The sequence below is a fragment of the Rania fehmarnensis genome, assembly GCF_056494185.1.
The window spans coordinates 8445071-8470495 of the sequence record NZ_CM151398.1; the positions used below are offsets into that span (position 1 = coordinate 8445071).

General features: G+C 50.5%; 20 protein-coding genes and 1 pseudogene. 9 read left to right on the forward strand and 12 right to left on the reverse strand.

All coding sequences use genetic code 11. From position 1 onward, the window contains the following. Window positions 1-529: 529 nt before the first annotated feature. The gene (locus SH573x_RS28765) at window positions 530-1291 is read right to left on the reverse strand and encodes an ankyrin repeat domain-containing protein (RefSeq protein ID WP_479351488.1); all 762 of its coding nucleotides are present in this window, start codon (window positions 1289-1291) and stop codon (window positions 530-532) included. Window positions 1292-1429: 138 nt separating this feature from the next. Here SH573x_RS28765 and SH573x_RS28770 point away from each other — a divergent pair, with 138 nt between their 5' ends. Continuing rightward, entirely contained in the window at window positions 1430-2200 is a 771-nt protein-coding gene (locus tag SH573x_RS28770) for a type II secretion system protein (protein ID WP_479351489.1), read from the forward strand. A 167-nt stretch (window positions 2201-2367) separates the two neighbouring features. Here SH573x_RS28770 and SH573x_RS28775 read toward each other — a convergent pair whose 3' ends face one another. From SH573x_RS28775 to SH573x_RS28785, 3 genes are all read right to left on the reverse strand, one after another. Continuing rightward, window positions 2368-2739 carry a hypothetical protein gene (locus SH573x_RS28775; RefSeq protein WP_479351491.1) on the reverse strand — a complete coding sequence of 124 codons (372 nt, stop codon included), beginning with the start codon at window positions 2737-2739 and terminating at the stop codon, window positions 2368-2370. Window positions 2740-2835: 96 nt separating this feature from the next. Further along, window positions 2836-3198: a zincin-like metallopeptidase domain-containing protein gene (locus tag SH573x_RS28780; RefSeq protein ID WP_479356828.1), complete on the reverse strand. Its 363-nt coding sequence runs from the start codon at window positions 3196-3198 to the stop codon at window positions 2836-2838. A 12-nt stretch (window positions 3199-3210) separates the two neighbouring features. Then, window positions 3211-3750, reverse strand: a complete 540-nt coding sequence (locus SH573x_RS28785) for an ArdC family protein (RefSeq protein ID WP_479351493.1) — start codon at window positions 3748-3750, stop codon at window positions 3211-3213. Between the two features lie 606 nt (window positions 3751-4356). On the opposite strand from SH573x_RS28785, the gene SH573x_RS28790 reads away from it, so the two are divergent. From SH573x_RS28790 to SH573x_RS28800, 3 genes are all read left to right on the forward strand, one after another. Beyond that, on the forward strand, window positions 4357-4581 hold the full coding sequence (locus tag SH573x_RS28790) for a hypothetical protein (protein ID WP_479351495.1): 225 nt from the start codon (window positions 4357-4359) through the stop codon (window positions 4579-4581). A gap of 158 nt (window positions 4582-4739) precedes the next feature. Next, on the forward strand, window positions 4740-5006 hold the full coding sequence (locus tag SH573x_RS28795) for a type II toxin-antitoxin system Phd/YefM family antitoxin (protein WP_479351497.1): 267 nt from the start codon (window positions 4740-4742) through the stop codon (window positions 5004-5006). Next, the gene (locus SH573x_RS28800) at window positions 4993-5271 is read left to right on the forward strand and encodes a type II toxin-antitoxin system RelE family toxin (RefSeq protein WP_479351499.1); all 279 of its coding nucleotides are present in this window, start codon (window positions 4993-4995) and stop codon (window positions 5269-5271) included. The genes SH573x_RS28795 and SH573x_RS28800 overlap by 14 nt, the downstream gene beginning before the upstream one ends. 90 nt (window positions 5272-5361) lie before the next feature. Here the strand turns inward: SH573x_RS28800 and SH573x_RS28805 are convergent, their stop codons facing one another. The 5 genes from SH573x_RS28805 to SH573x_RS28825 form a co-directional block, all read right to left on the reverse strand. Beyond that, window positions 5362-7416, reverse strand: a complete 2055-nt coding sequence (locus SH573x_RS28805) for an ATP-binding protein (RefSeq protein ID WP_479351500.1) — start codon at window positions 7414-7416, stop codon at window positions 5362-5364. Further along, window positions 7413-7907 (reverse strand): hypothetical protein, encoded by a 495-nt coding sequence (locus SH573x_RS28810; RefSeq protein WP_479351502.1) that lies wholly within the window; start codon window positions 7905-7907, stop codon window positions 7413-7415. The genes SH573x_RS28805 and SH573x_RS28810 overlap by 4 nt, the downstream gene beginning before the upstream one ends. 10 nt (window positions 7908-7917) lie before the next feature. After that, window positions 7918-8847 carry a hypothetical protein gene (locus tag SH573x_RS28815; protein WP_479351504.1) on the reverse strand — a complete coding sequence of 310 codons (930 nt, stop codon included), beginning with the start codon at window positions 8845-8847 and terminating at the stop codon, window positions 7918-7920. Window positions 8848-9108: 261 nt separating this feature from the next. Beyond that, on the reverse strand, window positions 9109-10116 hold the full coding sequence (locus SH573x_RS28820; protein ID WP_479351506.1) for a nucleotidyl transferase AbiEii/AbiGii toxin family protein: 1008 nt from the start codon (window positions 10114-10116) through the stop codon (window positions 9109-9111). After that, window positions 10109-10717 carry a DUF6088 family protein gene (locus SH573x_RS28825; RefSeq protein ID WP_479351508.1) on the reverse strand — a complete coding sequence of 203 codons (609 nt, stop codon included), beginning with the start codon at window positions 10715-10717 and terminating at the stop codon, window positions 10109-10111. The genes SH573x_RS28820 and SH573x_RS28825 overlap by 8 nt, the downstream gene beginning before the upstream one ends. Window positions 10718-11081: 364 nt before the next feature. On the opposite strand from SH573x_RS28825, the gene SH573x_RS28830 reads away from it, so the two are divergent. The 3 genes from SH573x_RS28830 to SH573x_RS28840 all read left to right on the forward strand — a co-directional run bounded on the left by SH573x_RS28830 (window position 11082) and on the right by SH573x_RS28840 (window position 15090). Continuing rightward, window positions 11082-11732, forward strand: coding sequence for a hypothetical protein (locus SH573x_RS28830; protein ID WP_479351510.1), 651 nt, complete (start codon window positions 11082-11084; stop codon window positions 11730-11732). 45 nt (window positions 11733-11777) lie between these two features. Then, window positions 11778-13124, forward strand: a complete 1347-nt coding sequence (locus SH573x_RS28835; RefSeq protein WP_479351511.1) for a hypothetical protein — start codon at window positions 11778-11780, stop codon at window positions 13122-13124. Window positions 13125-13296: 172 nt separating this feature from the next. Beyond that, window positions 13297-15090: a phosphatase PAP2 family protein gene (locus tag SH573x_RS28840; RefSeq protein ID WP_479351513.1), complete on the forward strand. Its 1794-nt coding sequence runs from the start codon at window positions 13297-13299 to the stop codon at window positions 15088-15090. Window positions 15091-15156: 66 nt separating this feature from the next. On the opposite strand, the gene SH573x_RS28845 is transcribed toward SH573x_RS28840, so the two are convergent. Further along, a complete protein-coding gene (locus SH573x_RS28845; RefSeq protein WP_479356875.1) occupies window positions 15157-15360 on the reverse strand; it encodes a hypothetical protein in 204 nt (67 codons plus the stop codon). On the opposite strand from SH573x_RS28845, the pseudogene SH573x_RS28850 reads away from it, so the two are divergent. Both SH573x_RS28850 and SH573x_RS28855 read left to right on the forward strand, forming a co-directional pair. Continuing rightward, window positions 15337-15399 (forward strand): annotated as a pseudogene (locus SH573x_RS28850) (hypothetical protein); the annotation flags it as partial. The gene SH573x_RS28845 and the pseudogene SH573x_RS28850 sit on opposite strands and share 24 nt — an antisense overlap. A 714-nt stretch (window positions 15400-16113) precedes the next feature. Further along, complete coding sequence (locus SH573x_RS28855; RefSeq protein ID WP_479356830.1) at window positions 16114-23499, forward strand: FG-GAP-like repeat-containing protein; 7386 nt, start codon at window positions 16114-16116, stop codon at window positions 23497-23499. Between the two features lie 7 nt (window positions 23500-23506). Here the strand turns inward: SH573x_RS28855 and SH573x_RS28860 are convergent, their stop codons facing one another. Both SH573x_RS28860 and SH573x_RS28865 read right to left on the reverse strand, forming a co-directional pair. After that, a complete protein-coding gene (locus SH573x_RS28860) occupies window positions 23507-24349 on the reverse strand; it encodes a hypothetical protein (protein ID WP_479351515.1) in 843 nt (280 codons plus the stop codon). Between the two features lie 90 nt (window positions 24350-24439). After that, window positions 24440-25423 carry a tyrosine-type recombinase/integrase gene (locus SH573x_RS28865; RefSeq protein WP_479351517.1) on the reverse strand — a complete coding sequence of 328 codons (984 nt, stop codon included), beginning with the start codon at window positions 25421-25423 and terminating at the stop codon, window positions 24440-24442. Window positions 25424-25425 lie beyond the last annotated feature (2 nt).

Below are 25425 nucleotides of genomic sequence, written 5' to 3' on the forward strand. Positions count from 1 at the left end.
ACAGATCCGTCAGCGTTGACTGACCATTCTCACTTTTAGCTTCAAATGCAATGCGTTAATGGTTTCGCATTGCATGATGTTTTTCATCAATTTCCATTAATGGAAAGGGTAATGCTATGCATTTATGGCGTACTGGAGGTTTTCGTAACCGTGGAACCAAGCGACTCATTTGTAGTTCACCAGTGGAAATCTGGTACGATGAAAACGCTCAAGCTATCCGCTTTCGAGTGCGTGACCGGGGAAGTAATCCGAAGGGAAATACCGCATACGAATATTCTGTGCTTATTGAACTCGAAGAGCTATTGCAATTTCTTGAACACTTGTCCAAGAAGCTCCCTAAGCTCAGAAAGTACCGCAGGCTATTACGTAAATACGCGTATCCCTTAAGTAAGATACTTACCTACGTGCTTGAACATAAAGATTGATCGCAGACAGCTTCTTGCCGAATGTAAATGAGCAAGGGCCATTGCATTCGGAACGGATGGAAGTCTGTGCCTCTGCTTGGTCCTTGCCATTGGCAAAGTGTTACTCAGATTTGCCAACCATCTTGCTTACTCAACTTGTTATTTGCCCCTTGTCCTTCTGCAACTTTGCTGACATATGCCAGTGTTGCTGTCGGCCTTTCTGGCTCCGAATCAAAATCGATCATTAGCTGCTTAATTTGTTCTGGCTGACGAGCTGGGAAAGGTGTGATCGAATCATCAGCGCCGTTTGCGAGTAGGAGCTGTACGATATCCTGCCTTCCAGCCACTTTTGCAGCATAAAGTGGAGTGACACCGTCTGCGTTTTGCCGATTAATAAATGCTCCGCGACTGAGCAGCAATGCACACATGCCCGTCGTCCCAAATTGTGCAGCCTCATGAAGTGGAGAATTGCCTTGTTCGTCAGAATTCTGGCCAGTAACTGACACCAGGCGGTCCAGCAAGAATTCATTGTCACCATGGCAAGCGGTAAGCAGTGCTGTTTTGCCGTCACGATTCGGAATCAGCGGATTAGCTTTGTATTTCAGTAGCTCCACTACGAAACCGTAGTTGCCTTGAGCGGCTGCCCAGTTGATCAACGTATTGCCTTTACGATCAACAATCTCATTCGGATCGGCACCGGCTCTAAGAAGCAGTTGTACGATTTCATTGCCACCATGCTCACCAGCAACACGCAGGCATGATTTGCCGTGGATCTTCGCATTTGCGGAAGCCCCACGCGTAAGTGCTTGGCGAGCCGCTTCTTCGCGTCCATCTCTACAAGCTTGAATAAGTTCATGATCTGGCTTCAGGGGGTCCTCCGGTATCAAGTGAAATTCCGGAGTGACTTACAGCGAACAGATGCAAATTCAAGTAAAAAGTGTTGCTCTGCCAAGACGGAATAAACGCGGCCGCTAGTTTTGCCTGCTGTTAACCTTCGGTTAACAAAGTCGTGCTAATCTAAAAGAATGGGCCCATCGGAGCAAAAGCAAATTCACCATAAATCAGCATCCACGCTGATCGAGCTCAGCATTGTGCTGGTTATCATTGGCTTGCTTGTAGGTGGGATGTTGGTTGGACGAGATCTTATCGAAGCAGCGCGTATCCGTGCTCAAGTGAGCCAGCTAGAGGCATTCAACGCTGCCGTGATTACATTCAAACTCAAATTCAACGGATTGCCAGGCGATCTAAGTAACGCCACGAGTTTTGGACTTGGTCCCATTGGTAATGGCAATCAAAAAGTAGATGCGCCTTCTGATCAATTCCATTTTGTGGGTGAGAACACACGCTTTTTTCAACACTTGAGTAACGCACGCTTGATTGGAGAAGGATTTACTGGCGCATCGGCGATTGGCACTGGGTATCCTCGTCTTAAATACAATGAAAATCAGGCGATGGGAGCAGGCAATTATGTTGGCTACCCGGGATGGGGATCTGCCTATCAGCTTTCTACCCCTGCATATGATGTTACAACAATAGTATCTTTGCACCTAAATATCGGTTCGCCAGAATTCCTTGGCATAAGTTCACAATACATGCAAAGAACCGGCATCTTCACTCCGTTAGCCCTTCAAAACATTGATAGTAAAATTGACGATGGCGTTGCACGTACCGGAAGATTCTTGGGACTTCCACCATTTGGTTCGCCTAAAGGAAACTGTTTAACAGGCGAAGATGGTGACTATCTTATTAGCAACGGTCAGACCGCATGTGATGCGGAATATGTTTTAGTGCGATGATTGTCAGTACGAATTAAAAGTTGACCAAGGATGAGATTTGGCGAGACTGTTTGCGCCGACACGATGCCGGCAACCCGGCGCGATAGCGCCGCAAATTTCAGCCACTAATACAAACAGCCCGCCGAAATCGGCGGGCTGCATTTTGATCGGCTTGAGATAGATGGTTATTAGCAATCCTCTTCCTGCTTGCGGCGGCATGCAGGACATGTGCCAATATGGCTGACATTTGGCAGATCGACGGTGAGGTCGATTTTGTACCAGCCTTCATCGATGGCATCAGGCAAGGATTCGATTTGGGATCCCGTATCGCAGTGGTTGCAGATGATACGTGCAAATGGAAAACGTAGTGCAGATGCATTGCAGGCTGGCCGAAGGATAACACCAAGGGTGTCATAGATATCGGTGGCCTCAAAGCCCAGGGGATAAAATCCACTTGATTCCAGCCAGGCTTTGAGGATCAACGCGTACTCGCGTGCGCGGGCATAGTCGTGTTCGCGGAAGGCTTCCAGAATGATCAGGTAGCAAGCGGTTGGGTCCATGGTTATGACTCGTTGTTCAATGTTTGATTTGAAAATGTTCGATGGAAGCCAGCGGCTCAAGAACTGAGCCGCTGGCCGGCTGCTCTGAATCTCCAATTACTCAGCGGTGGCTTTCAGCGAGTGGAGATAATCAATCGCTTTGGATGCGTGCGATGCGGCAGTGAATACTGCCCGTTTGTCGTTCTTCAACACTTCCAGCCAGTTGGCGATGTAGCTGGCATGGTCATCGCGTAGCTCGGGCGTGATGCCAAGGTCGGCACACAGGAAAGCGGAGCCCAGTTCAGCCACGAGTTCTTCCATGGCATAGCCTGCATCGCCGAAGCGTTTGCGGCCAAGATCGCGATCCAACCGCGTTGGATTGCGGGTCCAGTGGGTGAGCTCATGGGCAGTAACGGCGGCATGTGCTTCGGCATCGCGAAACGTCTCGATGCGTGGCATGCCGATATAGTCATGGCTGATCGTGTAATAGGCCTAGTTGCCACCTTCACGGATATCCGCACCTGTTTGCTTGAAAAACTGATCCGCAGCTGCAATGCGTTCAAGCATCGGCTTGGGTTCGGTCTTCATTTCATAGAAGCGCTCGGGCAGTCCTTCGCATTGCTCGGCATTGAATACCGTGTATTGCTTGAGGAATGAGATATCGCGTTCGGTGGATTCACCGTCGTCACCTTCTTCTTCCTTCTTGAAGGTGGATGCGTAAACGACGGGCGATCCATGCTCGCCTTTCTTCACATGGCCACCCAACTCTTTGCATTGGTTGAAGGTGAGCCAGAGCGGTGAACAGAATCCCTGGTCTTCGGCTGATGCCCAAAGCATCAGGATGTTGATACCGTTATAGGGCTGGAAGTTAGAGCGAAGCGGCCGGTTGATGCGGCCAGCGGCATGCTCTGCGGACCATGGTTTGAGCCAGGGGCGAATGCCTTGCTCAAGTTGCTCGACAATGCGATCGGTAACACGAGTGTAGATGTCGGTGCGGCTGGATGTGGTTGCGGAAGTGGTAATGGTGGACATCGCAAAAAACTCCCCAGAGTGAAAGAAAACGGTATGCGGCTGTTGGCTTCTTCCATTGCTGGAAGCAGCCCGCCTGCTTTCGGAAAGCAGCGGGGGCGAATGCCCTTGGCCCAGGGGGAGTTCAGGTCAAGGACGCGGATTGTGGAGGGGCCCTGGCTGCACAAGCGAAGCTATGCGAAGCGCGGAAGCTGGGGAGGCGCCGCACGCCGCGCATGGCCCGATCCTTGACCTGAACGGGGTCTCCCCCGAATTGAAGAGAAAGAAACACGGTGCCGTCAGGCGCGATTGCTCATGAGCGAGCGAATGAGGCTGGCCAGGCGAAGCGTGGAGCGCATGCGTATGGCTGAAGCCATGGCCAGCGAAGAGAGATAAATCAGCTCGTTACCGAATCAGGTGTGTAGGCTTTGCGGAGCTGCTGAATTCGAGGGCGAATCCTTATCGGTTTTGGCTGTTCGCACCAGCGGGAGTAGGGGGACGTGGCAGCAGCCACCGAGCAAGGCGAAGCCCCGGATGTCGCGGTCGGTGTACGCGCCGAGGTGCCGTCGCGCTTTGTTAAATTTGGAAGTTCCAGCTGACGAGTGTGGACCGATGTGTTAGAAGTAGACAATGGAAGATCCAGCAACCATCCCGCAAACCGAAGAGAACATCCCGTTGCTGGCGGCGCTCGCAGTGAAGTTAGCGATTAAAGATGCACTTGAATCTGGTCGAAGCGTAACACAGGCGAGGAACGGGAAAATCATCGAACGCATGCCCGATGGGACCGAACGGCTCATAAAGGAAATCGAACCTGGTATCCCGATCAAGGCTGGAACGGTGTTTCAAATTCAGTGAGTCGCTAACTTCTAACCGTGCTTGCCGCGTGCAATTTTTGAAGTTGTTTAAATTCAATCGTTTAAGTTCACAACTAGAGCAGCGCCTCCTAACAAACCAAATATTGCTTGCGCAGAATTCAACTTTGTGGCACTATGTACGGAAAGGACAAACCGTACATGCAGCACATCTCATCATCAGAATTCAAGAGCCAGCTTGGCGAGTATCTAGCACAGTCGAATGTCGAACCGATTTTGGTCGAGAAGGCGGGGAAACCACTCGCGGTCGTGATGTCGCCGTCAGAATTCGAACACCTGCAGCGGCTTGAAGATATGTATTGGATAGCACGGGCCGAAGCCGCCGAGCAAGCAGGTGAATGGATCGATCATGCAGATGCCATCAAGCTGTTGGCAACCCGCCTAGCAACCTCTGGTGCGCAACCTTAAGCTACAGCGCAGCGTGCTTAAAGAACTGGATTTGCTTCCCGCAAAACAGTATCGCCAGGTAGTGAGTTCGATTCTTGATCTGCTCAATGACGCAACACCACACTATTCCAAACCACTCCAGGGAAGTCCCTATATGCGCATTGCAGTGGGCGAGTACCGTGTCATCTACCGATTTGACGAAGAGTCGGTAGCAGTCGTGGCATTCGGCAAGCGTAACGATGATGCAATCTACAAACAACTTGCGAGGATGCCGGCAACTGACTAGGTGACGCCTAGTTTGTGGTAAAAACATGCCAAACATAGATTGAGTTTGCTGAAAGCTGACCGATGGAAAGCACGGATATGCAAAGCGGTCCTAAAAGAGAATGTCGTTCTGCAACTCTTGCTGCCTAACAAGAAAGCGTTCCTCTTCTCCAACCTGAATTAGCGTGAATCGTTCGACTTTCAGTTCCAACGTAGTGGAACTGGTGTCCTTACTAGTGGCAACAATAATTTGCTGGCCAAAATCAATTGAAGCTTCAGCTCGTAGAAGTAGCTCCTGCAAACTCACATCATCGGCATTTTGCTGCTTGGGCTCGTCGAATATGAGTAGGCCAAGGTGGTGCGTATCAAAGCTACGACTCACCTCCAGCATGCTTAACAGTTGAGCCCAAACCAGCCTTACGGCATCGCTTGCGGAAGTCAGGCCAAGCTCTCGATCAAACCTACTGGGCCGGTAAGATTCGCGGTCCAAATAAATCTCGCTCAGCTTGTAACTACGGAAACCATACGCACTCAATTGTTCCAAAAAGGCTTTTTGTACAGCGCCCAGTTTTTTCGTGTCCGTATCTGAAAGCGTTATAGCATCACTCTCGCCTGAGCACCCTTTGAAATCATTAACAATAACGTTGAGTTCTGCCCGTTGACCTTCCCACCACTCTGAAACGTTGCCAAGTTGATCGACTTCGCGCTCAAGCATCAGTCGCTTGCCGATGTCGCTCTCGGATGGAGAACCATCTGCCGCCAAAATTGACCTGCGTGTTTCGCGGATGCGTTGAACACATTCCAAGATCTTCTCTGTTAGCGCATTCAGTTGGACCGTTCGCGACTGCAGCGATTTTGTAAGGTTGTTGCGACTTCCGAGAAGCGAATGATATTCGTCACGGATAAATGCTATGTTTTGCTCTAGCGACATTGGGGTATGCTGCCCGCCCTGTTCCAACAGCGTGTCCTTCATCGATTGTCTGCACGTTGGGCAATATCCCTTCGCGACAGACGATTCGACGAAGCCACCCCGATCTAGGATTCTTTTGGTGTCTAAATATTCTCTATTTTCTTCTGCGAGCGTGGTCATGCGCAGCTCAATGGATGCAACCAACTTTTGATCGAGTGATTGTAGCTCTTTCAACTGATCTGACGATAGACGCAATCTTTCATACTCAAGTTCCGCCTCTGCTACCTCCGCTGTAGCTCGCTGCGCGGCACGCTGCAAAGTCATACTCGCAATTTTCATCAAGCGGTCAAGTTCCTCTTGCTTTGCAGTAACTGCTTGGGCTAGCAACATCCAATTTTGACCGTCGGTGTACTCAATTCTTAATTTGTCGGGCATTGCCGTTGGGCACTTTTTTGGCAATCCGCTGATTGATAACATCTTCGATCCAGCAGCAGCTTCTAGTGCCTGGAGTTTTTGCTGCCACCGCTGCTCAATTTCTTGCCGTCTGATCTCGATGTCCTGTCGCTCGAGTTGCTTATTAAGGTAGTCAAGCTTTAAAACAAACTCAAAACCCCGTTTGGCCATGTCGGGAATGCGCAAGTAGGTTGGCATACGCGCTTTTATTTCGCGCCACCCGCTAAGTTGATCTACGAAGAAATAGGGAAAAACACACTCTAGATAGAGTTGAGCTTCATTGCCGTCAAAGGTTCTAACGCTGGGTAATGACCAGCCAAGAAACTGCGTCAAGAATGTATGAAAGCCTTTGCTACTTGTCGCTGCATCGCGCATTCTGACAAAGTAGTCGCCGAGGCTTTCTGCCCGCTCAGGGACGGTTAGGAGTTGGCCTCGATGGACGGATATCAGCTGTCGCCGAGAAGCAACACGCTCCGATGGCTCTTGCACGATACGTTTACAAGTCAAGAACTTTTCGTTGGCACCTTCTATCTCGATCGTTACACATGATTCGATGACTTTGTAAGGCAGCTCGCCTTCCAGTATGGTATCGAGCATGGAATCGGGAAATGGCGGTGCGGGACTTGGCCCTAGCATTCCTTCCAGACCTAGCCCATAAAGAATGCCCATAACGATTGAGGATTTTCCGCTTGAATTTCGTGCGTGGATAACGTTTAGTCCGTCGTTGAATGTGACATCACAAGCAAACCGGGCATTCTCCGCTACGACCGCAATTTGTAGTCTTCGAATACGAAGCTTGTTCATGTGGGGACTCGCGGAAATAGCGTCGTAATTTCTCGGTTCGTCATCTTGTGGGGAAGGCTCTGAAAGAATCGTTTTTCCACAACAAAGGAATCGGCCATCGACCAAATGAGCTTCAGGATGTCGTCGCCGGCAGGTCCCAACTTAAGGCGGAGGTTTGTGTCGCTGGATGTAGAGTCATATGCAATTATGCCTTCAGCGATAGCGAGTTCGAGAGTTCGATTGAGACTAGGATCGCGACGAACAACCACATCGAGCGATGATGGGGCACCGTTTAGCCAATCCAAAAGTTTGTCCTGATTTTCAACGGTTTTGATTGCCCAGTTCAATACTTGAAGTTGCTCAAGTGAGGCGATTCTGCTTCTACAACTGTCAATCATCAGTGTGAGTACAGAGAAGCGCCAAAGAGGCCGATGTGCACAAGGAATTGATATGGGACGCTTGCGCACGGTAAACTTGGCTTCGAGCAATCGATATGCAATGTCTTCGTCCATGTTGGCTCCTTCAAAAGTCGAGAGTGCAATCACCAAGCCACGTGGCGAGCAATCCGTTTATCAATAGTTGAATTTTGTCCTCAGGTAACTCAGCACAGTCTCGGTGCAACATTGCCAAATAAGCGTCCCGCATATCACAAATGCGTTCCCGTGGTTGTGCTATTGCAAAGCTGTTCTCTAAAGCCACGGTATTGACCAATGCATCCCGCAGGTCACCAATCGATTCCCAAACGCTGGGGAAGTGATGAAAGAGATCGGACATGTAATTGGAGTATCGCAAATGGAGTTCGAGATGTCGCTTGAATTCCGATAGCTGGTGGCTTTCCTGTGCATAGGCACTAATTTTGCGACGCATATTGCCGGTGAAAGTTGGATCGCTTTCCAGCTTTTCAATTTCCTCGTCCAGCACTGGTCGCGGGTTGATCATACGAAAAGCAAGTCCGCGGTTATTCAATAACTCGCATGCACGAGCATACTCCTTACTCGTATGGACAACGGCTTGAAAATCATCTGCGAGTATGGGTAGCTTCTTTTCGACCAACTCCCCACCCTTCTTCCTCGCGTGCTTGAGAACATTTGCATCATCGAGAAATGGCACAACCAGAGTCCAAGTGCGCAATCGAACCCCCTGAAGCGTTTCCTTCCACCAGGAACAGTTCGTCTCTAGTTTTTTTAGATCGGTGGTTATTTTTTTAACCTGGCCTTTTCTCCTTTCACTTCCGTCCCGCGAGTTGATGTCTGCATAGGCTTGATAGCTATGGCCGTTGGTAGTAAATCCTTCGAGCCCCCGATCTCCATGTGTTCGATCGGGAACTGGTAAGTAGACCGCAAGGCCGAGCAAATCCCAGTGTTGCTTCAAAAACTGGTTTACATACTCCTGCCAGGCCGTGGTGTCGTAAGGACATGGAGTAAAATCTGGTGCCACTGCTGTTCTGGCCACACACTGCCCCTTCTGGTGTTACGGTTGATCACAAGGCGTATTTTATTCACGAGTGAGTGCAATACAACAAGGGAAGTGTGAGATTGCCTATCCGACACCACAACTTCGTAAGTTACTGGTTTTGCACACAACGTCGATTCAGTCGCGGTTTGCATCTGCTAAGCATTGAATTGGAAATACCAGGGCTGCGTCCCTAGCAGTAACGGTTTCGCAAACAATCCAGACTGCGGTTACGCTGAACGTGCCAGTAAGCAACGTGTTTTATTCGGGAGCGGTAATTGCGTTTATGGCAGCCTCAAGTCGCCGCAGACCATCCATGATTTGCGACCAGGCAACGGGCTCGGAAAAGAACATGGGACGCATGACTGCATAGTCTTTCACCAATTCACGTTCGCGCTCATCCGGTGGCATCAACCGAAAGCTACCCGGTTTTGCAGACTCGTAGTTCGCCCAACTGCTTCGGTAAAATCGTTGCTTGAATTGCACGACATCCGCCAATAATTTCATATCTGCCAATGCATTTTTAAGAATCGGTGATTCTGCCAGTTGGTAGAGATCATAGTAGTGCCGCGAATAGCCACTCGGCATTATCGTGGTGCGATGGGCTTGCTGGTGTAAGATGGTGGCCTTTTCCCAAAACGTGCGTTCCGCAGTTATGGCCACGACCTTACATACCGGTTGATCGAACACCTGGGGAAACACCTCAGCGGCATAGGGCTGGATGGAAAACTCGGCCGATGGTACCCATGACGCAAGCGGGCCGATTTCAAGCCGGACCTGAGGTCGAATAGCGGTGAGCTTGAACGATGCGGGGTAGGTGACTTCAATCGTTTGCGGATCTTTGTTGGAGATGTGAACCTGAACCGATGGGCATGAGGAAAACAGGTTACGAAGTTGCCCGCACAAAGTATCCGCAATGTAGCGAGCGGCCTGTTCATTGAACTCCTTGTTGAATCGATCCAGTTGGGTATTTGAGTTGAGCTTCTGCCATGGATCGCGGCCCGTTTTTCCATAGCCCAGTAACCGCCAGTCGAGGACCAGATCGATATCTTCTGAAAATCGATCGATGATCCCAAACACCTTGGAAAGAGACGTCCCGCCCTTGAATACAAGATGGTCTGCCAATGATGGTTCGCCAAAAAGTTTCATGAGCACCCAGCAAACCCAGAAGTCTTTTTCTGCAATTGCCTCGTGGAAGCCTCTAGCGGCAGCCGTTTCTTGAAACAACTGCTCTCGCTCTTGCTGTGGCAAACTGGCAACCTTATCCATGGTTGGCCTTTTCAGTTATTCGCTGCACCGCCTGATAGACCCAGCCGGTTACGCGCGAGGTATCTTCACGAACCTTCGTACACATGTCTACCGGTAGCCAATTTCGGATTTGGTTTGTGGCATCGTCAGTAAGCCGAGCCTCGCCGAGCGACTTTAGAGCGTGAACGATAATCGCACTCTCGTCGTATCGAAACTTCATTTCCTTGAGAGCAGCATGTTTGAAATTGAGTGACGTTTTGCCAATTTTATAAGATCGCGATGGCCCATCAGTCAAATAGAGATATTGTCCTGGCACCTGCGTGGAAATGCCGATTAAGTTCAGTGCTGAGGTGCCATCAGGCACAATATTCCAGCCGAACTTTCGGGCGAGAGCATTGGCGACTTGGTGAACATCGGGCGACATTGGCTTTTTTAGCAGGTCGCTGAATCGTGGATAGTCGTAAATGCCACGAATCACACGGCGAATGGTTCCAGCTTTGGCAAGAGAGCCCAATGCGTCTTCTGGCCGCGCAAAGCGGCTAAAATCCTTTGGAGAAAACGCCCACCCCCTCCCGTGGCCGTATATCGTCGCAAGTATCTGTTTTGCAATGGTTTGCGTCATCGATTCACCACCCTTTCATTGGGAAAAACTAGCACATTTTTCCCAATGAGGCAACAGCCATGATTGACAATGATTGGGGTAGCTGGCACGCTAGCACGGATGCGTCGCGTGCCAGCTACTCCAACCGTGATTACCGTGGCCCCTGCGCACCGCTTTCTACAACCGAGCTCGCAGTTGTCGAGCCAGGGCCCGGCACCCGCTACTTCTATATGCGGCACCGTGCACACGCTCGATTTCTATGTACAACGCCTCGGCAACGCCACATCGCACTGCGCGAAACTGACGATATGAGCTCGTGATCCTCCGCAGGACCAAACGTGTCCATGGACTGGCTACGCTTGGACACGATGCTAAGGAGTATCAAATGCATGAACTTCAGTTGGAACGGATGGCCCCAGAAACTGAGCGTCCGTTGCTTGGATTCGCTGGAGGTCCATTGCAAGGCGTTTTCGAGCTTCGCTGGAGCGACAAGCGATTGAGATTGCTGGCTGTTGCGCATGTTGATGAATCTGACCAGATTGTTGTGCCAGATCCACGGCACCTGGGGCAGGCACTAGCGAGATTAATTACCCAGGGCCGAGCGTCTGCATTTTCAAAAAACGACGTATCTGAGTTCATAGGGATCCGAAGCGAGCATTCACTTCCCGCTATGGTCAAAGTCAACGCCGAAACCCTTGATACGCTTGAAGAAGAGGCAGTCCACGACAAAGCCGTGCGAGAATGTTTTCGTCGTACTGTCAGGCGACTTCGAGCGCAGTCGGAGAGCATCGCCAGAGGAACCTACGAAAACAATTCCTTGGATTGTTCGTATATCGAAGAAGTGCTCGAATGTGGTTGCCTCGGAAACTTGACCAAATGGTACGATGAGAAGCTTGACGGGATTCGTGGCTGTATGGAGCAACGAAAAGACGATGATTACATCCGAGAAAATGTACCACGCTGTCGCGCTCCAATGGTCTGGATCGATCGCCCTCCGTTGATGCAGGCCAGAGCGGGCAGAAAGTTGAAGTGGTAGTCGAGCCGCGTCTTTAACAACCTATCACTTATTGCGAAGAGATTTATGAATGCTTTCGGCCCATATCTAAGCTTGCGGCAAGGTGAAGTATTCGACACGCCACTCCATGAGCTGAATGTCCACATTGGTAAAGAACGCTTTACCGGATTTGGTCGCCTTAAGTGCCAACTTGATGGTGAACTCGAAATTTGGGCGGTAACAGATGGCAATTTCTCGACAGAGTTGAATGCAATCTCAACTGCCCAGGTCGGGCAATTGATGCCGGTGGACTCGTACTATGCGTTGGAGGCATTGGATCAGCGTGGTTTCAAGGTTTCAGTTGAAAGGCTAACGTTCAACAACTCGAGCTCTGATGGCACAACGGTTAGAATTGCGAATCAGTCCTCACTGCAAAGCCCAATTCGGTTTGAGCGAAATCGCAATCGCGACCATGTGTCGGTCCATGCGCAAGTCATCTTTAAACTTGACGACGCTTCGGAAGTACAGTGGCTATGCGGCCTGTTAGCTGGACCTCTAGCAACGACTGTGGGCGACCTGAATCTAGCAGTTCTACGCGAGGGGCATTTCACAGCTTCGCTAGAGGCGTCAGTTGGTATCGATGCAGACCGTGCGACAGATGCCGTTTGGCATGCCATTGGCGTTCTGACCGGACTGCGTGCAAATCGAGTGGCGACGCAGATAGATACACAATCTCTAAGCGTGGAAACGGTATGGGGAAGCGGTAGGGCAGACTCGAGCCGATTGCTTGAGTTGCTGGGCCCGCTAAACCAACGGGCTTTGTATCTTGAACCGGCGCATGGGCAACGGCTCTTCATTGATTGCATCAATTTCTTCTATCGACCAGATTCAGAACCGTTTCGTTGCTTACTGTGGGCGTTGTGGAATGCAGTTGATCGATCCTTTTCCGTAAGCGCTCTCGTCGCTAGCTCGGTGCTTGAGGGTTTTGTGCAAGTCCTGCGCAAAAAGCTGAGCCCACCCCCCGCGATTTCCGTTCAGCAGATAGCCGCCATTGAAAAATTTATACGAAGCAACGAGTTTCCAAAAAACGAGCTACCGGTGGAAGACTTTGAAAAGCTGGTGAATCGCGTTAACGGATCACTTAATAGTTTTAACCACGGAAGCACCTCCAATGTGCTTAGGTCATGGTGTGAAACGGGCGAGTTTGGATTAACCATGGAGACCTTTTCAGGCTGGAATTTTGTCAGAAATAGAGTATCTCACGGCACTCTCAACCTGTTTGACGCGAATCCAGAAAAACGTCGAAAGACTTTTGAGGCGAGGAACGCCATCATGCAGGGGATAAATTCAATTCTAATGAGTGTGATGAAATATGAAGGTGCCTACTTCGACTGGATAAGTGGTACCCATTGCACGATATCGGAACGATCGTGACTTAGCTGAGAACCGGCCATGTCGAGCAGAGCCAAGGGCCACGTCGAATTCAGGATTTCGGCATAACGGCGTCTTATTGCGTAAATCCTGTCTTTACATTGGTAATGCCTGAGCGGAACGGCTAAAATCTACCGTCAATCGTACCCCTCTCGATTGAACGACAGCCTAAACTATGCCCGTCCGTAATCTATTCATAGAACAGCTTGAACTTAGGCAGCTTTTCGACGTTGATGCGTGGCACAATGTTGCGTTCCACTGTGATGTGGACGGCGACGGATTGGCAAATCCGATTGATGCCCTCCTGATCATCAACGATCTGAATCAATTCGGGGCAAGGCCTCTCGGTGAGCTGCCACCGCTTCGCAATCATGCGATTGATACCAACGGCGATGAGGTGAGCAGCTCCATCGATCTTTTGGCTGTGATTAACCTGCTCAATCTCTATGTCGCTCCGAGCCAACTTACGGCTGCGGTGCAAAGTGATTTGGATGGCAATGGGGTAGTTCTTGATTCGGCTATTGTCGTTACCGGTGCAACGCTGCCGGGCGCGAGCGTGGTCGCAAGATTTGCACAGCAATCGGTTAACGTTGTTGCTGACTCCAATGGTGTGTACTTAATACCGGTAAGGCTCGAAGCCGGATTAACGACGGTGACCGTCGAAGCAACGGATCCGCGTGGCCGAAGAACAACAGCGTCGCTTGACATTCGGCTTGGCAATGTCGCAGACAATTGGAATGCTACGGCGCTGAACGTGATTCGCGCATGGACTGGCGTATCGAATGATCCGTATCAGGGCAGGATCGTTCCATCACAGCCGCCCATGGTCGCACGCAACTTGGCCATGATTCACATTGCGATGTTCGATGCGGCCAATGCTCTAGATCCTAAATTTGATTCGTACTTCCCGAACTTACCGGCCGCACCTATTGGCGTTTCGCAACTTGCTGCCACGATAGGAGCTGCATATGAAGTATCGATAGCACTCTATCGTGATGCTGACGAGAGAAGCCTATGGGACGCGGCACTTGCTGAGAGTTTCCAGGGCCTTGCAGATGATGAAGCAAAAGCAGCTGGGCTGGCATATGGTCGTGATGTAGGTAGGGCTGTGCTCGCTTTTCGGGCCAACGATGGAGCAAGCTCACCTGCAAGTTTTCCATCTGGAACGGAGCCTGGCGATTGGCGACGCACCTATCCTGACTATTTGCCTCCACTTCTACCACAATGGCCAAACGTCGAGCCATTTGCAGTAGCATCCGTTGAGGCGATCCGACCGTCGGCACCTCCGGCACTCGATAGCGCGGAGTATGCCGAGGCCGTGGATCAAGTGTTGCGGCTTGGAGCCCTGCAAAATTCTGAGCGAACGGAAGATCAAACGGCGATTGCATTGTTCTGGGCTGATGGAGGCGGAACAGCAACTCCCCCTGGTCACTGGAACCGTATTGCCGCTGATGTCAGCATGGCGCACCAGCTACCTCTGGTCGAAACGACGCGAATGTACGCGTTGCTTAACATCGCGATGGCGGACGCGGGCATCGCATCGTGGGATGCGAAGTATGCGTTCAAACTGTGGAGACCCATCGACGCGATTCGCGAAGGCGAAACCGACGGTAATCCATCAACACTTGGCCAAGATGATTGGCTACCATTACTAAAGACCCCGCCATTCCCAACCTATACCAGTGGCCATAGCACATTCAGTGGTGCCGCAGCGACGGTGCTCACCGACATTTTTGGTGAGTCGGTAGCCTTTGAGAGTACGACCGACCCGCAAAACGCTCCGTCACAGCGTCCCCTCGCTGACCAGTACATCACCAAGCGCCAATTTACTAGCTTCTCGCAGGCGGCAGAAGAAGCAGGCATGAGCCGTATCTACGGCGGCATCCACTTCAGCTTTGACAATAGTGTTGGCCTGGAACTGGGCAACCAGGTGGCACACACTGTATTGCAATGGCTAATGCCCAAATAGCTGTGCCTTACCTGATCGATTGAAAATCCCCTCATAACATCATCGGAACATTTTATGCTCGGTCGATCACGCCAATTGCGTAACGCCAAACCCGCGAAGCGCAAGAGCTTGCAACGAACTCTGCAATTGGAAGTCTTTGAGCGCAGAGACATGTTCGCGGTCGACTTCATGAATGCTGTCGATAGCCTGGACGTCTCGGCTGACAGTAACATTACTGCGATCGATGCGCTTTACATCATCAACGACATCAATGTGGGTGGCCCACGGCAACTGCCTGCTAACCGGCCAAGCGATGCAAAATACATCGATACCAGTGGCGACGGGTTTGTGACAGCCATTGATGTGCTGTTGGTCATCAATCAGCTCAACCGTGGCACAATGACGGGCCTGTCCCGGGTGCTCAGCGATGCTTCAGGGTTTGCGATGGAAGAAACCATCCGCATTGGTAACGCGTCTGCAGCGGGCCTGCGAACATTTTCGCTTTCGCTTGAAACAGCCTTCGGGTCGGCAAATCAGTCGGTCGCAGCAACTGATGTGTTTGCGGTATATCTGATCACCAGCGATCGCACCCATGAGACGCTCCTGGATTCCGGTATCGACGGTAGCCCGATTTTTACGCTTAGCAGCTTGGGAGCAACCATTACGCCCGGAGTTACCCGATTCGAAGGCAATACGCTCTCCATAGATCTAGCGAATGTCGCGCAAGAAGCACCGATCGTAAAACTACAATTGCTCAATCACGATACAAAGTTTGCGAGCAAGGTCACCGCAACTCCCATAAGCAATAACGTCGATCCTGATGGGCAGATCGCGGAGCGATTTGAGCGATCACGCCAAGTCGCAGGCTTTGGTGGCACCACAAACGTTGCTGCGATGACGTTGGGGAGCGATGTTGACGTAGAGTTTTCGGAGATTCAATTCGACGAGGTGAACGCTGTATATGCAACGGACCTGTCGTTGTTCAATCGAGGTGCGGCGATTGGACGGGACACGGTGGTTACATTCCCAGGTTTGCCTGCTGGCGTGATCATCTCCAATGCATCGGGGGTAACTCCAGCCGGAATTCCCTATGTCAATATGCAGGATGCAATAAGCAATGGTGGGCTTGGGACAAACGATCGGTCCCAGATTGTGAGGCTGAGCATTCGAAACCCTGTCGACCAACCGTTTGCACTAGTCTCGCAAGTATTGACGGGCGAACTCAACCGGCAACCGGTCTTATCTTCTATTCCCCACATCACGCTGATGCCTGGCCTGCACTTTGTGCTTGCGTTAAATGCTAACGATCCAGACGGCGATACCATTCGCTACAGCATTAAAAACGCTGAGCGAATGCCTACGACATCGATTATGGGCAATGAAATCACTTTTTCTCCGACCGCATCTCAAATTGGCACCTACCAGTTTGACGTAGTTGCATCGGATGGCGTCCTGAGCGATAAGAAATCAGTAACTCTTTCGGTTATCCAGGATCCTGTGACCACCACCAGGCTTTCAGGAAGGGTACTCACAGTAGATGCAGCACCAATCGTGGGCATGCGCGTTGAAGTCGGGGCCGTTCAGGGCATCACGCAAGCCGATGGCAGCTTCCTGTTAGATTTCGGCAACGCTCCCGCTGGTGATACGCTACGGATCCGAGCAGATTTATTTACCGGCAGCAACATGCCATTCATTGCCGAGAAAATTCCACTGCTGCTTGAGCGCGACTTAGCCACGGGTATCAACAACCAGATCCTGCGGCCGATTTACCTGCCAACATTAAACAGTGGCACTCGGATCAATCCCACGGTAAATCAGACGGTTACGGAGCAATTGAAGACTGGCGAAGCACCGGCTGCTGTGCATGTGGCTGCAGGCACGCTGATCAGCCAGACCGGCGCGCCATTTACCGGAAATTTGAGTATCACTGAGGTACCACCAAGTCGAACGCCTGCGATTCTCCCAAACAATATCGTCGCAGACACCGTGGTCACGATTCAGCCGGGAGAAATGACATTTGCAACCCCAACGCCTCTTACGCTACCAAATCGAGGCGACTTTCCACCAGGCACCATGTTCGATTTATGGTCGATTAATCCAGTTACCGGTAGTTTCGAAGTCGTCGGAAAAGGGAAAGTGAGCGCGGACAGAAGCCGAATCGATACCGTCGAAGGCGGAATTCGATTCAGCAGCTGGCATACGTTTGTGCCTGAAACCATTTCGCCTCAGGATGAAACTACTACCCCTGCGAATTGCGGAGCGCCTACACCTCGGATATGCGCGACGTCCAACGTGGTGGTTTACTCTGGCACGTATATCGAAGATCACACCACCCCGAGCTACACGTCTATGGGCGTGGATCGAAGCGTTACGTTGGTCTACAGCTCCAAGAGAAGCAATCCCGAAAACATCATTCGCTTTAACACAAACCTGCCAACTTGGTTTGATAAGTCCGGCAATAGTGACGACCACATTGGCATTAATATCGTGGTCAAGCATGGGGAGACTCGCTACGGGATACCCGGCAACGGTACGACATCCTCAAACACCATTGTTATCAAGACTGGCAATGTTGAAGGTGCCGATCGCGTCGGCACCGGTGTGCAATTCGATATGGCAGATATGCCTGACGGTGTGTTTCAATACACGGCAGACATCGGTGCTTATCGGTCCAATGGCTCCCAGTCCACTGCCAGCCGTGTGCCGCTTATAGGCCAGCTCGTGAAAATATCGGGCAAAGGCTCGAGTGTCGGAACTGGTTGGGGTATCGCTGGGCTTCAGTACCTTATTGTTGCGCCCGACGAATCAACCGTGTTGCTGGTTGACGGTAATGGGACTGAATTGCTGTTCACGCGTAACTCAAATGGCACTTACACGAGCCCAACCGGTGACTTCTCGGTTCTTTCGAAAACTGGTACTGGCATCTTCCAGCGTCGCTTGAAAGACGGAACCGTTTACGCATTCAACAGCAGTAATAAGTTGGAAACGGTCACTGATAGGAACCAGAACCGAACTACCTACGAGTATGACAGCTTAAAACGTCTATCTAGAATCATCGATCCAGTCGGTCTGGCAACGACCTTCAGCTACAACGCATTGGGGCTTTCGGCGATCATCTTGCCGGATGGTCGACAAACATCGTTCACTTTGAACGCGGCTGGCGATCTAGTAAGAATTGTCGATCCTGACAGCAGCACCCGCACCTTCGGGTATGACGGCAGTCACAGAATCGTAACCGAGATAACTCCGCTCAGAGCAAAGGAAACTACTGAGTACGACACGTTCGGGAGAGTCCGCAAAGTAATTCGTGCAGACGGATCGACCATGGAATTTTCGCCTGCAGAACTAAAGGGCGTGCCGTATCTCGCAAGGAGCGCTGTATTGTTAAACTTGCCGGCGTTGGCAAACACTGGATTCACGAAGGTGGTAACCGCATCAGGAAACGTCATTACGAATCAAGTAGGCCGGGACGGACAAATAACGAGTACGAGGGACTCCGTAGGCATTCGCAACCGTACCGAGTATGACGCATTTCAGCAACCTACAAAAATAAAGGATTCTCGGGGCGGATCTGTTGAACTTAGTTACGATACTCGCGGAAATGTCCAGCAGCTTCGAGACACGGTTACCGTTTCAACGAATCTTTTTGATCGAGATATAACGACGGACAATGATGGACTGGCTTTCCCGTTGCGAACTCAATACCTAAGTCGAAACATCAGCAACTCGGCATTAATTGACATCAATCTGGATTCGATACCGGACTTAGTGATGTTGGTAGATCGGTCTGTGCCAAATAACTCTCAACAAGCGCTTAGCGTCGCCTTAGGAAACGGTAGGGGAGATTTCCTTACGGAAAAGGACATAAAAACATGGCCAGGAAATAGCGTATACCCAATATCACTCAATGTAGGCGACATGGACGGCAACGGAACGCCGGACATCTCCGTTGGACTCATTCTCAACACGAGCTTCGGTGGATTTTTTGAGAACTTTAGCGGCAATGCCGATTCGACATTCACGCCCATGGGAACCGTGCCCTTACCCAATGGCAAGAATCCATCGAACTTCCAGGTAAGTGATCTCAACGGCGACGGCCTCCAGGATATCCTCGTCAACTACAGCAGTCCCGCGCTGCTAAATGTCTACATACAGTCGAGCGAATTCACTTTCGACGCGCCACTCGAATATGCTTTGCCCGCAGACACGAGTGAAACCGTGATTCGGAAAGTTGATACTGATACTCGGCCAGACGTCATTGCTTTCAACGCAGCAACTGGCAACGTGAGTATCCTAAAGAGTAACTTCCCCGTAAGTTTCGAGCAGACTCAGCAGTTTACATCGCAAGGTGCAAAATCAATTTCCGTCGCCGATATCGATAAAGATGGGTTCGTAGATATCGTTTTAGCCGGTGCTTCGGTCACCATCTATAAAAATGACCGAGAAGGAAAATTTTCGCAAAGCAGTTCCGTTAGCCTTGCTGGATCACTTCGGACTTCTCCGATCGATATTGATAGCGACGGCGATCTAGATCTCGTTGTCGATGTGCAGGCAGTCTACACAAACGGCATTTACTCAATAACAAACAATGCAGGTGAGTTCGGAACGCCACGCAAACTGCTAGACACGAATTTCGCTTTGAAGACTTATGTTGTCGACATCAATCAAGATGGCCGCGATGAGTACATTCGGATGGCCGCCGGGATCGAGACCTTGTCGTTTGATAATGAGGGCGAATTGCCGCGGCCAGTAAGCCATGTTATCTCGTCAGGGGATACAGTTGAGACAACATTTCCCGTAGTGGGTGATTTCAACGGAGATGGAGTTCCAGATGTTGCGGTCAATTTACGGTCGGGTGGTGTGGTCTCTGTAGTTTTGGGGAATGGCACCGGCGGTGTTTCAGATCCCATTTCAACGACTGCAATTTCGTTTGTCGGTGTTTCTAGCGACTTCAATGACGACGGATTTGACGATCTTGCTTCCTTTGGCAACAGGAGGCTGGCTATAGCCTTCTCAAACGGGGATGGGCCATTTTCGAGGATCGTCGAGCTTCAGACAGATCTCTCGCCCTTCACTCGCAACGGGATTTCGCTTGCCGACCTCAACAACGATGGTGTTCAAGACATTCTCATTGCTGGTCGGTCGATCAATGAGGTAGGGAATATCACAGGCAGCGGTGTAAACCTATTTCTTTCTCAAGGCACGAATGGCTTTGTGAAAACATTCTCCGATGTTACCGACGGTGGCATGGTGGCCCATAGCACAATTGCGAATGACTTTGACAAGGATGGTGATGTTGATTTCTTTGTACTGGGCTACACCCAACAAACCATCTTTGATCGCGGAGTCCTTCGAGGGGATCTGTATCTTAATTCAGGAACAGGTTCATGGACACTCTCTACGCGAATCACTTTCCAGAACGTGGACGGTAGTACGGCTTCAATCACTACTGGTGATTTTAATAGTGACGGAAAAATAGATGTCGCCGCTGGAGACGCAAATTTTTCGCAGCTGATGATATATTTAGGAAACGGTGATGGAACTTTCACCACTCTTGAGCCGCAGAGCATAAATCAAGCCTGGTCGCCAAACAGCCTTGTTGTTGCTGACATGAATCAGGACGGCAAACTGGACCTCGTGTCGTCCGATGGTTATCCCGCTCCAAGTTGTAATTGCTCTCCCTACTTTACGTACTCGATTTTCTTAGGGGATGGACAAGGAAAGTTCCTTCGTAGGTCCTTCAATGCGAGTACGCGACTGTTCGGTGCCGCTGTCGTGGATATGGACCTAAACGGCCGGCCAGATATTGTGGGCGCAGGTGAGAATAAGTTATTTTTGTATGGACTGCAAAACACAGTTGAAAAGAACACGCTCATTCAGCGTTTCACCTATGAACCCAATTACTCATCCCCCACATCGATGAGCGACGAGTTGAATCGAGTTACCCAATTCGCTGTAGATTCTGCGAACGGCAATGTAACTGCGATTACCAGACCCCTTGGTTATCGCGAAACGATGTCCTATACAGCTTCAGGTCAATTAGACCTGCATACCGATGCATTGGGGCATGTTACCGATTTTGACTATGACGCGTTTGGGCGATTGGTAAAAGTAACCTCTGCCAAGGGCACAGTAGACGAAGTCACGCAGACGTTTGTTTACGACGCCATTGGAAATGTTTCGCAGGCTACCGATGCCAACGGGCATACGACGCGATTCGAGTATGACAGCAAGCGGAGATTGACCAAAGAAACGGATGCACTAGGCGGTGTTACGACCTACACGCGAGATGCTGCCGGCAACGTGCTGACCGTGACCGATGCGCTAAATCGGGTTACTCGATTTACATACGATGTCATGAGTCGATTAACAACTACCACCGATCCATTGGGGCAAAAAACGACTTATAGTTTTGATGCGGCTGGCAATTTGGCTTCGGTTGTAGACCCGCTCGGCAAAGTAACCCGAAGTGTCTACGACATTGCGAACAGGCTGGTCCGCAGCATCGATGCATCGGGTGGAACAATCAAATTCACCTATGACGGCAATGATAACTTGCTCACCGTCACTGACCCGGTCGGCAATTTAACACGATACTTCTATGATGAACGTAATCGATTAGTTCGCGAGCAGGACCCATTGTTACAGTCAACGTTCTACCTGTACGACGGTGCGAACAATCTGATCGCCAAACGCGAACGCAACGACCGGCAGACCAGCTTCATTCATGACGCACTGAATCGCCAGATTGAGGAGAAGTGGCTAGGCGTCAACACTGGCGAATTGGCCAACACGATTACGAGTACCTTCGATCTGAACAGCAACTTACTTACCATTGCCGATGATGTTTCGAAGCTCACCTTCTCCTACGATAGTCTCGACCGCGTCAAAACGGCGAGTAATCTAGGAACGCCAGGCCAACCGCCTGTGCTTCTGACCTACGGCTATACAGGCAGCAATCTCGTCACGACGACCGACACGATCAACGGTGTGAGCGTAGCAACGGTTGAGCATCAATTCGATGAACTCAACCGGCTCAATTCGATTCTTCAAACCGGCAGTAGCATTGTCACCAAACGCGTCGAATACACGTACAATGCGATCAGTCAATACACTGGCATTTCACGTTCCAGCAATGGCGATGGATCTGCCCCAGTGGTGACTACCTCATTCGCCTACGACGATGCTTACCGCTTGACCATGATAGACCATCGAAATGGTACGAGCACTTCACTGGCTTCATTCGGCTTTGCGCATGACACAGCTAGCCGCATCACTCAGATTGTGGAGAATGGAAAGGCGATTGACTACAGCTACGACGACCGTGACCAACTTACGGCCGCCAATTATGCCGACTCCACGCGCACTGATGAAACATTCGTATTCGATTCCAACGGGAACCGAACTCAGTCGAATGCACATGGCTCCGCGTATCGCACTGGCCCGGCCAATCGCCTGCTCACCGATGGCACTTTCAACTACGAATATGACAAAGAGGGCAATCTCAGCAAACGCACCGAGATTGCCACCGGCAACTTCCGTGAGTTTCAGTGGGACCACAGAAATCGACTCTTAACAGTCACCGACAAGAATACCGCCGGTGTTTCGCAGCAGGTCGTGAAATTCACGTACGATGCGCTCGATCGTCGGATCTCAAAATCGGTAGACACTACGCCAAATGATGCGGTTGACGCCGCGATTGAGCAGTATGTTTACGACGGCGAAGACGTTATTCTTGATTTCATCGATGCGGATGGTTCTGGGCCTGGCCCTGCGACACAAACAGCCCGATATCTCCGAGGTCCTGGCATCGACAATCTGCTTGCCATCGAGAGCCAAAGCCAGACTCTTTGGGTGCTTCAGGATCAACTTGGCAGTACGCGTGCTATTGTCGATCAATCGGGGAATCTTGTTCAGACCATACTGTACGATTCATTTGGAGAAGCATTGCTTGACGGTGAGGCCTTAACGCGATATTTGTTTACCGGAAGGGAGGTAGATTCACAAACCGGTCTTTATTACTACCGAGCTAGATACTACGATGCGTCAGTCGGAAAGTTCGTTAGCGAAGATCCTATCGGCTACAATAGTGACACATTCAACATCTATTCTTATGTATCCAATTCTCCTACAATGTTTATTGATCCATTAGGCCTGTATTTCATGAACCAAGCTGCGAAAGATCTAATCCGGTGCGATACGTCACCGAATCCTCAGACCTGTCGCGAGCAAGCTTTCGAGCGTAAAAAGGAGGCTGAAAAGCTAGTTCAATTGGGGGCTGCATGTGCCAAGGCGGGATGCGTCGCAGTTATTCCTACTGGCCTGCCGAATCATGAAGACAATTTGACTCAACTTGTCAAAGCTTGCGTTCAAATTTATGATGACTGGACACATAAGAAAAAATCTTTTCCACATAGCGAACCGAAGTAGATTGCACTTAGCAATGATGCGAGGTTAGCCTCAACATTCGCCCCTGAGGAGTCTGAATCGAGAGTGTCTCGCAGTATTTCTGCACTGGATCCGAGCCAGACCTTGTACATGCCGAATTATTAATTTTACATTCGTGCTTAAACAGTTTCATACTTGCATGAAAATCCATCAAAGCTTTTTGTTTTTGATCAATGCCTAGGTCGTAACTTCCCTTGGCTACCAGTGGCGTCGCTAATTCAGCATCGATTGCGTTGTGCTGCGCATACGACAAGTGGGCACTCGCTGAACTAATAATTGGTAGGACATAGAGAGCTGAGTCGTACATGACAAGGAATACAGAATTGGTAAATTCGTCTCCTGGGGATCGGACGTTTCTTCGCAAGTAATCCACCAGCGCGAACCATTCCCGCATTGCCTCATCTGAGTTCGATGCACTCACCTCAACAATTCTTGCAAGTGAGTACTGGTGAACAAGCATGAGCTCTTGACCGTGCGCGACCAATTCGCTGTGACGACTTGAACTTAGGAACTGTTGATTTCTCCACTCTTTCTTGTAGTTCTGATAGAGATGCTCCATGACCAGTTTTGCATTCCTTGCGTCTTCCAGGATTTTTGAGTTGCGGCTTATGGTATCTGGAGCAGCCATGCAAGGTTTAAATGGAAGGGGAAGATTGGATTGCCACATCGACTGGAGACAATGGTCGTCCGTCAACTCAGCCGCTATCTTCGGAACTGTAGTCAGTCGTCCGTTTAGGTAGAAGACATCGGCGACACCGGCGCGAGAATTCTCGATACACACAGACGCTGTGAACACGAACGCGAACCCGAAAAGTTTTTTAAGAACAATCATCTATTTCTCCAAAGATGAGTCAGCCTCTGGTAACAGGTGGGTAGCATGTTGTCAAACTGGAAAGGATGGTGCATTACATAAGCCATGCGATCAAATCCTAATCCTTTCAATCTCATCAAGGCTAACTTCATCCCCGGTACGATCATAAAGTTTCGTAGTGTTAGCAGACTCGTGGCATGCTATGCGTTTTGCGTGCTCGATCGATCCACCATTCTTAAGATACGCGGTGATGCCAGTAGCACGCCAGGTGTGATTGCAGATGTCGACTGGCAATCCGACGGCAACGGCTCTGCGCTTCACCATTCGCAGGGCATCAACACGGTGCATCCGTCTGCCGCTAAGCGTCTTATCTGGCCCGATCGTCCTGAATAGCGGGCCTTTACGGTCAGCCTCGATTCCTGCGGCCTGGATGTATGCGTCCATGTAACTTTCAGCCAGGTGATGCGCAGGTACTTCATGGTGCTTAGAATTTTTCTCAAGCAAGCGGAACCACATGCGCCTTCCTTGCGGGTAGTAGTCTTCAACGTTCATTCCGAGCACCGCAGAAATTCGGGCAAAGCTATAGACCATGATACCAATCAGCGCCCTGTCACGTAGCCCGATTATGGTGGCGGTATCTATGAAGTTGAACAGCTCGCGGGCTTGCTCCGCATCAAGCACTGGAGTTTTGCCACGTTTTACAATGTGTTTTGGTCCTTTAACGGACGCAGCGGGATTGGTGGCCACAATGTGGCCGGTTACCAAATGATCGAAAAGCATCTTGATAGCCGCAAGTTTTACTTTCACACTCGGTGCGCTCAGCCGCGTCATCAGCAACTCAACATATGTCGCGACCACAATGGGCTCGACATCGGCCAGGCCAATCTCATTTTCATCGCACCAGTCAAAGAATTCGCAGCAAGCAAGATAGTAGAGCTGGCGTGTTCCCTTGTTACGAATGCGGGCAGCAAAATACTCAAGGAACCGTCGCGACGCCTCAGTGCCTGCGACTTCAATAGTTCTAGGGATCACAAGTGATGCACTGTATGAAGAGCGTATGGAGAGTTGTTTGGTGTTGCCCAGCTCCGTACTCATGC

Bases quoted from the DNA above. Each gene is read 5' to 3' on its own strand.
- SH573x_RS28775 (WP_479351491.1), bottom strand. From the start codon at position 2,739: ATGGACCCAACCGCTTGCTACCTGATCATTCTGGAAGCCTTCCGCGAA.
- SH573x_RS28770 (WP_479351489.1), top strand. From the start codon at position 1,430: ATGGGCCCATCGGAGCAAAAGCAAATTCACCATAAATCAGCATCCACG.
- SH573x_RS28835 (WP_479351511.1), top strand. From the start codon at position 11,778: ATGAATGCTTTCGGCCCATATCTAAGCTTGCGGCAAGGTGAAGTATTC.
- SH573x_RS28840 (WP_479351513.1), top strand. From the start codon at position 13,297: ATGCCCGTCCGTAATCTATTCATAGAACAGCTTGAACTTAGGCAGCTT.
- SH573x_RS28830 (WP_479351510.1), top strand. From the start codon at position 11,082: ATGCATGAACTTCAGTTGGAACGGATGGCCCCAGAAACTGAGCGTCCG.
- SH573x_RS28795 (WP_479351497.1), top strand. From the start codon at position 4,740: ATGCAGCACATCTCATCATCAGAATTCAAGAGCCAGCTTGGCGAGTAT.
- SH573x_RS28785 (WP_479351493.1), bottom strand. From the start codon at position 3,750: ATGTCCACCATTACCACTTCCGCAACCACATCCAGCCGCACCGACATC.
- SH573x_RS28805 (WP_479351500.1), bottom strand. From the start codon at position 7,416: ATGAACAAGCTTCGTATTCGAAGACTACAAATTGCGGTCGTAGCGGAG.
- SH573x_RS28860 (WP_479351515.1), bottom strand. From the start codon at position 24,349: ATGATTGTTCTTAAAAAACTTTTCGGGTTCGCGTTCGTGTTCACAGCG.
- SH573x_RS28820 (WP_479351506.1), bottom strand. From the start codon at position 10,116: ATGGATAAGGTTGCCAGTTTGCCACAGCAAGAGCGAGAGCAGTTGTTT.
- SH573x_RS28865 (WP_479351517.1), bottom strand. From the start codon at position 25,423: ATGAGTACGGAGCTGGGCAACACCAAACAACTCTCCATACGCTCTTCA.
- SH573x_RS28790 (WP_479351495.1), top strand. From the start codon at position 4,357: ATGGAAGATCCAGCAACCATCCCGCAAACCGAAGAGAACATCCCGTTG.
- SH573x_RS28825 (WP_479351508.1), bottom strand. From the start codon at position 10,717: ATGACGCAAACCATTGCAAAACAGATACTTGCGACGATATACGGCCAC.
- SH573x_RS28810 (WP_479351502.1), bottom strand. From the start codon at position 7,907: ATGGACGAAGACATTGCATATCGATTGCTCGAAGCCAAGTTTACCGTG.